The sequence below is a fragment of the uncultured Psychrobacter sp. genome, from assembly GCF_947488565.1.
Lineage (GTDB): Bacteria > Pseudomonadota > Gammaproteobacteria > Pseudomonadales > Moraxellaceae > Psychrobacter > Psychrobacter saeujeotis.
This window is the reverse complement of the sequence record NZ_CANKZC010000004.1, coordinates 470679-478064: the sequence shown is the minus strand read 5'-3', so window position 1 is coordinate 478064 and position 7386 is coordinate 470679. Positions and strand designations below refer to the sequence as shown.

General features: G+C 41.8%; 7 protein-coding genes. 2 read left to right on the top strand and 5 right to left on the bottom strand.

Annotation, left to right across the window (positions count from 1 at the left end; genetic code table 11):
• The coding region (locus Q0890_RS13710) for a hypothetical protein (RefSeq protein WP_367276849.1) at positions 1-50 on the bottom strand (50 nt) is incomplete at its 3' end.
• An 807-nt stretch (positions 51-857) separates the two neighbouring features.
• Between Q0890_RS13710 and Q0890_RS11190 the strand changes: the two genes are divergently transcribed.
• Positions 858-1757: a LysR family transcriptional regulator gene (locus Q0890_RS11190; RefSeq protein ID WP_299220838.1), complete on the top strand. Its 900-nt coding sequence runs from the start codon at positions 858-860 to the stop codon at positions 1755-1757.
• Positions 1758-1861: 104 nt separating this feature from the next.
• On the opposite strand, the gene Q0890_RS11185 is transcribed toward Q0890_RS11190, so the two are convergent.
• Together Q0890_RS11185 and Q0890_RS11180 are read right to left on the bottom strand one after the other, a co-directional pair.
• Positions 1862-3043 (bottom strand): aspartate aminotransferase family protein, encoded by a 1182-nt coding sequence (locus Q0890_RS11185; protein WP_299220837.1) that lies wholly within the window; start codon positions 3041-3043, stop codon positions 1862-1864.
• Between the two features lie 47 nt (positions 3044-3090).
• Entirely contained in the window at positions 3091-3282 is a 192-nt protein-coding gene (locus Q0890_RS11180; protein ID WP_299220903.1) for a DNA gyrase inhibitor YacG, read from the bottom strand.
• Positions 3283-3498: 216 nt separating this feature from the next.
• On the opposite strand from Q0890_RS11180, the gene Q0890_RS11175 reads away from it, so the two are divergent.
• A complete protein-coding gene (locus Q0890_RS11175) occupies positions 3499-4164 on the top strand; it encodes a DUF938 domain-containing protein (protein WP_299220836.1) in 666 nt (221 codons plus the stop codon).
• 95 nt (positions 4165-4259) lie between these two features.
• On the opposite strand, the gene Q0890_RS11170 is transcribed toward Q0890_RS11175, so the two are convergent.
• Both Q0890_RS11170 and purD read right to left on the bottom strand, forming a co-directional pair.
• Positions 4260-5657 (bottom strand): AarF/ABC1/UbiB kinase family protein, encoded by a 1398-nt coding sequence (locus tag Q0890_RS11170; RefSeq protein WP_299220833.1) that lies wholly within the window; start codon positions 5655-5657, stop codon positions 4260-4262.
• A 221-nt stretch (positions 5658-5878) separates the two neighbouring features.
• A complete protein-coding gene (gene purD / locus Q0890_RS11165) occupies positions 5879-7234 on the bottom strand; it encodes a phosphoribosylamine--glycine ligase (protein ID WP_299220900.1) in 1356 nt (451 codons plus the stop codon).
• Positions 7235-7386 lie beyond the last annotated feature (152 nt).

Here is a 7386-nt window from a genome sequence, read left to right as displayed (position 1 = left end):
GAGCCTGAACCAATTTCTGAGCCTGAACCAATTTCTGAGCCTGAACCAATTTCTGAGCCTGAACCAATTTCTGAGCCTGAACCAATTTCTGAGCCAAGTCGAAATGATTCTCAATTATCTTCTCAAGATAGCGATCCACGTGTTTTGCTACGTTGCCCACCGCAAGAGCTGACAGGAGAATGGACACCAGAGAAGTGGGACTATTGGCTACAAGAGGCTCGTGAGAATAGCAACCTTGCGCAAGATGAGTTAGCCCTTGCTCGTCAAGGTATGATGACTGGCGACTGCAATGGAGACGCAGTATTTATGACTGGTGTCGATAGCAAGCATTTGCAAACGACCTTTCAAGCACTGGCTGCAAAGCTACAGCAGCAGTTTCTTAAGGCAGATGTAAGTTTGCAAGTAGACAGCAGTGTGATGCAAGATGAGAATAAAACCCCTGAGCTGCGTCAGCGTCAACGCGTTTTGCAAGCCACCTCAGTTGCAGAAACCATGTTACTTGAGTCACCTGTCATGCAGTATTTGTCTGCTCGTGGCGAAGGAAAAATGGGTAAGGTCAAACTTATCTAACCATTAATATACCTATGCCATCGCTACTTTATATGGTGGAGCATTTCACTTTTTCAGTGTTAATTTTTATTAAATAGTTTGCTAGATTCTTGCAAGTAGTAAAAATAATCATTTATAAACAGTGTCTAACTACAAATTATCATAGTCAAACGCCAACGTATTGATATTACTTTGTTTTATATCTAGAAATAAATGGTACTACCGATATACGGTAATATGAAAAATGTACAAAATCCGATATACTGGTTAAGTTATATTAACAACCAGGAAGTTTACCAGGTGAGACTATGTTAGATAATTTACGCGGTATGGCTGTGTTCGCCAGTGTGGTCGGACATGGCTCTTTTAGTGGTTCGGCTCGTGAGCTTGGCATCACAACTAGTGCAGTCAGCCAACAGATACGATCACTAGAAAATGAGCTAGGTGTAGTGTTATTACATCGCTCTACACGCAAGTTAAGCCTGACTGAAGCAGGTGAGAGTTTTTATGAAGCGGCCAAAGATGTCGTTAGTGCTGCAGAGCAGGGCAGAATTAAAGTTAATCAGTTGCGTGATGAGTTAGCAGGTAGTTTGCGTATTGCTACTACACCTGAGCTTGGCGTTAACCATATTTTGCCAGCATTATCTACATGGATGGCGGCGCATGACGACTTAAGTATCACTTATCTTGCGGACAATCATTATATTGATATGATTGATGAGCGCATTGATATTGCCATACGTATGAGCCCCACAATCAATGACTCTACGTTAAGTAGTCATCCGTTGACAGATGTACGTCAAGTACTGATTGCATCGCCGCAATATTTACGTCAACGTAAAAAACTTGAAAGCCCAAAAGATTTAGCGATGCATCAGCTAATTTGTATTGACATCATGAAAGACGCTAATCAAGTTGAGCTTACCCAAACCGAAACTGGCAAAAAGACGCGTATAAAGATGGACTCTCGTATTCATACCAACAATGTCTTTATGGCTACTACTTTGGCTAAAGAGGGGCATGGTTTGGTTAGAATGTTGGAGATGGATGCTAAAAAAGAGTTAGAAAGTGGTGAATTGGTGGAAGTGTTGACAGGTTACCAATTACCAAGCTTTGTATTATACGCAGTCACTCTAAATCGTGAACAGCAACCTGCAAAGATTACTCGCTGCCTAGAAGTTTTAAAAAAATACTTTCATGCTTGTTAATGGTCAATAAGCGTAAAGTTACAGAGATACAAAAAGAGCCCTAAATAAATCTTACTTAGGGCTCTTTGGTTTTTAGTATATATCAAGTATATGACAAAACCAGTTTAAAGTAAGGGCCTCAATAAGTTAACTAAGCGCTCAATAATCTGCTGACTTTCATGACGGCTGATGTTTAGTGGCGGTAATAGGCGTACGACATGACTGCCTGTGACATTGATGATTAGTTTGTGCTCATCGCGTGCTAGGTCCACCAGCTGACTACAGTCCATGGTATTGGGTAGGACAATGCCTATCATCATTCCAGCACCGCGACTACTAACGTCGTATTGTTGCAGCTCGTCCGTTATGCTTTTACGAATAAACTGACCTTCGGTTAACGCGTTTTCCATTATGCCGCTATTTGCCAATACATCATACACACTATGTACTACGCGACTTGCAAGCGGTGTACCGCCATAAGTAGAACCATGACTGCCTGCGCCGAATAAGCCGTTAGCACGTCCGCGTACCATACAGGCGCCTACAGGAAAACCATTACCAAGGCCTTTAGCGGTAGTCAATACATCAGGACGAGCATTGCTATGTTGATAAGCAAAATATTTGCCCGTACGTCCATTACCAGTTTGTACCTCATCAATCATAAACAGCCAGTTGTTGGCCTCACATTGTGCTTGTAGCTCTTCTAAATAGCTAAATCCATTAGCTGCAGTATTGAGACCGCCTTCGCCTTGAATAGGTTCGACGAATATTGCACAAATATCACCATAATCTTTGGCCGCTTGTTTGATAGCTGCAATGTCGCCGAAGGGCACACGGATAAAATCATCATCTAAGGTATAAAAACCTTCACGCGCTTTAGGATTGGCAGTCGCTGATAACGATAGTAAAGTACGACCATGAAATGATTGCTCCATCACAATAACTTTTGGACGTTTAAAGCCTTGCTGGTGAGCATAAAGTCGCGCCATCTTTAGAGCAGCTTCATTGGCCTCAGCACCACTATTGGCAAAAAACACACTATCCATTTGTGCTGCAGTACAAAGTGCTTCTCCTGCACGTTCTTGCCAATCGATGCCAAACAAATTGCTGGTATGAACCAAAGTGGCAGCCTGCTGCTGAATAGCTTCGGTAACCTTCGGATGACAATGCCCTAAGCCGCACACTGCAATGCCTGTAAGTGCATCTAAATATGGAGTTTCATCTTTGGTATAGAGCCAACTTCCCGAACCATGGGTGAAGCTGATAGGCTGACGATTATAGGTAGGCATCAGATAAGTAGCTGACATGCAAAACATCCTTAAGATGATAAGTTAGTAAAAATAAAAGGTATGGGCTATAGTTCGTCAGAAAAAGGGGTGGTTTCTGCAGGTAGAGTATAGTCTTCATTTGCCCATGCGCCCAAGTCAATCAGCTTACAGCGACTGCTACAAAATGGCTTGTATTTATTGTCCTGCCATGTGGTCTGAGTACCACAACGCGGGCAAGGATAGGTCTTAGGGGGAGTGTCGGGAGTCGTTTTAGTCATAATAAGGGTAATAGTATTCTCAAATTCATTGGTATTATCGACATGATTAGTCAATAGCAAAGTGCAAGTTTATCTATTTTATATATCTTGGGCTAAGTTACAATTGGTAGAACGTAAAGCGTTACTCGCTGTCGCTATATTACTATTGACTTAAATTGCCTATATAATAGCATGTGGCCGGATAATGACAAAAGACAAATGCTTTAGGGGCAGTAGATGACTGAAAATATTGAGCTTACGCATCAGCAAAAGCGTGCATTTCAACCACAAAAGCTCTCAGCACCGCGTGATTTTACCATTCCAAGCGTTATAAAAAATAGTAACAGTAACATGCCTTTGGTATTGGAAATTGGAGCAGGGAAGGGTAAGCATGCACTTAGTTTTGCAGCCGAGCATCCTGATAAACATCTGATTGCTATTGAACGCACACGCAATAAATTCGAAGCCTTTACCAAACAATTTGAGCAACGACTGCCAGATAACCTAACACCCATCCACGCTGATGCTATTGCATGGACTGTACACGCCCTGCCTCCTAATTGTTTGACAAGTATTTATCTGCTTTATCCAAACCCAGAACAGCATAACCTTAATCAGCAATGGTTAAATATGCCTTTCTTCGAATTTTTATTATCTCGTTTGCAAATAGGCGGCACTGTAATTCTGGCAACCAATATAGACACCTATATGGACAATGCAGTTGAGCAGGCGTCGACTGTTTGGGCATTGCCTAACAAACGCTATAAAATAGCTATTGAAAGTCAGCGTACTCACTTTGAAGTCAAGTATTTAGCTCGAAGGGAGACGTGTTGGGAGCTAGTCATGACAAAGCCTCAAGGTTATAAAACAAGGTTTGATGATTGGTGTGCAAACAACGTATAGTAATGATAAAAATAAATAGCCTAAGCAGATAAAAATAAATTAATAAAAAACCGCTACAAAAAGCGGTTTTCAAAATTTAAGGGTCAATAATATTTTCATAAAAAAGGTTTTACCAATTTTTCTGAATTGGTATGTGCATTAATGACCGTCAAAAAAGTATAAGCACCAATAAACTTACGGCTAATAAACATAAACTCTTTTGGAGGTAAATTAAATTCGAACGACTGAATCGCCTGTGTAGCACGCTCTGATATACGTGAATGCAATTTACTATCGGCCCAAATATAACGTTTTTGTTCATCTAAACAGTCTGCAGGAATATCAGGGTTAGCATCAGGATGACTAAAAGGTTCTGTCGCAAGCAAAAATAATGAGGCGATATCGGAACGAACTTTATCACTCATCGTATTAAAAAAGTCATAACCTGTCATACCTTCTACCATTAATTGATGATCATGATGGTAACCTGCACGTAATAAGTTACGCGCAATGGTCAATAGCGTATTATCAAACTGCCTAATAGCGCCAAAATCTAATAAGATAAGTTTATCTAACTCATCAACGTTGTCACTGATACGCACCAAGTAATTACCAAAGTTTGGATCAGTTTGCATCTCACCCCAAACGAAAATCTCCTGCATCATAACTTCTATGGCTGCTTGACCAATAGCATTGCGTCGTTCATGCGATATCAATTGCAGCGATTCTGAGGTGACAGAGACACCAGGCTCATAAGTCATACACAGTAAACGCTTGCTTGAGTAATGACGATTAATCTTCGGTACGATATAGCGAGGATCGTCAACCAGACGACTATAAAAGCGCTCTGTCGTTGCAGCTTCAGTATTGTAATCAACTTCATTATGGAGTAGGTCGCGTATCTCTTCAAACCAAGTATCAAGTGCACGTGTTTGCGGCACGACATTACTTACCTTTAGTAAGCGTTTAAACAGTGCAAGATCAGAGTCGATCGCTTCTGCTACACCTGGATACTGTATTTTTAGTACGACTTGCTCGCCAGTTTCTAATACCGTTGCACGGTGAACTTGGGCAAGGGAGGCGGTACCAATAGGAACCGAATCTACTTCGAGCTCATTTAGCTTGTCACCTAATATATGCTGTAAGGTTTGTTCTATTTTTGGCCAAGTGAGAGTAGCCGTGTCATCATTAAGCGTTTGCAACGCTTTGGTGATTTCTGGCGGTAATATATGCTCACCATACAACGCCAACATTTGACCAATCTTAACCACTGAGCCTTTTAGTTTACCTAGTTCTTCTGCGACATAGTTCGCCTGTGCCTCCATAAAAACTTGATTGCGCTTTGAGCGTGCTTGTTTGTCCAAAAATATACCGGACATACTATTACCTGCCCAGCGACGACCAATGTTCAAAGAGGTTTTGGCAATCGATAATCGACGTTCAAACCCAGAGGTTTTTAGGGTGTCAATTGATTGCCTATTATTATTAGAAGGTCTAGACGTATCATGTGCCATAAATATAACCATTCATCAGATTGTACTGATTTGCGGGTTTAAGACTAACAATACAAGGGACATGCAAGGTTAGTATACAAAGTCGTACTGACCCTTAGGTCATAATACGAATGAAAATACTAAAACACCCCAGCTCATGTTTAAACTGGGGTTTGAGCCATATAACTTATTAATAAAACAAAATAGTGGGACAAAACATACTGTCTCAAATACGAGTAGGTCTAAGACTGCTCGCGTGTAATGGCATGATGACCTATGTCACGGCGATAATGCGCACCATCGAAACTGATAGCACCTGTGACGGCAAGTGCTGCTTGTTGCGCGTCTAAAATACTATCTGCTAAAGCAGTCACGCATAGTACACGGCCACCATTTGTAATCACTTCTTTAGCATTATTGTCATAGCTTGCATCTTGTGAACCAATATTAGTGCCATCTTGAGAAAATGCAGTACCTGCATGAAAAACTTTGACTGAGTCATCGTTATCAACGCCAAGTTCGGGCAAGCCAGCAATCACATCACCTTTCGATGAAGTTTCAGGATAGCCCTTAGAGGCGATAACAATACCAAGGGCAGGGCGCGTATCCCATTCAGCTGCATCAGGCAATTGACCTGCCAGCCCTTGAGTGATTAAGTCTACCATAGATGACTGAAGGCGCATCAAAATAGGCTGCGTTTCTGGATCGCCAAAACGGCAGTTAAATTCGATGACATAAGGGTCGCCTGACTTATCAATCATCAGACCTGCATACAAAAAGCCCGTATAAGGATGACCTGCAGCTTTCATGGCATCAACCACTGGCTGAATCACTTGCGCCATCACTTTATCATGCACGTCTTGAGTGACCACTGGTGCTGGAGAATACGCACCCATACCACCTGTATTGGGGCCTGTATCGCCTTCATACGCACGCTTATGATCTTGGCTGGTCGCCATTGGTAAAATGTTATCACCATCAATCATACAGATAAAGCTTGCTTCCTCACCTTGTAAAAACTGCTCAATTACCACACGACTACCAGCATCGCCAAACTTATTGTCCGCTAGCATATCGTCAATTGCATCATAAGCCTGTTCAATAGTCTCAGCTACAATAACGCCTTTGCCAGCAGCGAGACCATCTGCTTTGATGACGATCGGTGCGCCTTGTTCATCGATATAAGCTTTAGCAGCTGTCGCATCGGTGAATCCTTGATAGGCAGCAGTAGGAATATTGTTCTGAGCCATAAATTCTTTAGCAAAGGTCTTTGAACCTTCTAACTGAGCGCAATAGGTAGTCGGCCCCCATGCTTTGATACCAGCATCACGGCAAGCGTCGATAATACCGGTAACCAATGGGGCTTCAGGACCAACAATAACCATATCAATGGCATTATTTTGACAAAATTCGATGACAGCGCTATGTTCACTTGCGTCACTACTGGTAGATTTTAAGACAACATTTTGGCACTTGGGTTCCAAAGCAGAGCCAGCATTACCAGGTGCGACATAGATACGCTGCACGTTATCATTTTTGGCACATTGCCAAGCCAATGCGTGTTCGCGACCACCTGAGCCGATCACCAAAATATTCATCATACATCTTACCCTTAATTAAGCGTTAATAGTGAAACAGTAAAGCACTGTTAAACATACTGCCGTATTCTAACAAAAAAGTCTCACCCATTGCCATTCGTATCTATTGGCTAACCTTACTTCAGACAACCTTATCAATATATATATCTACC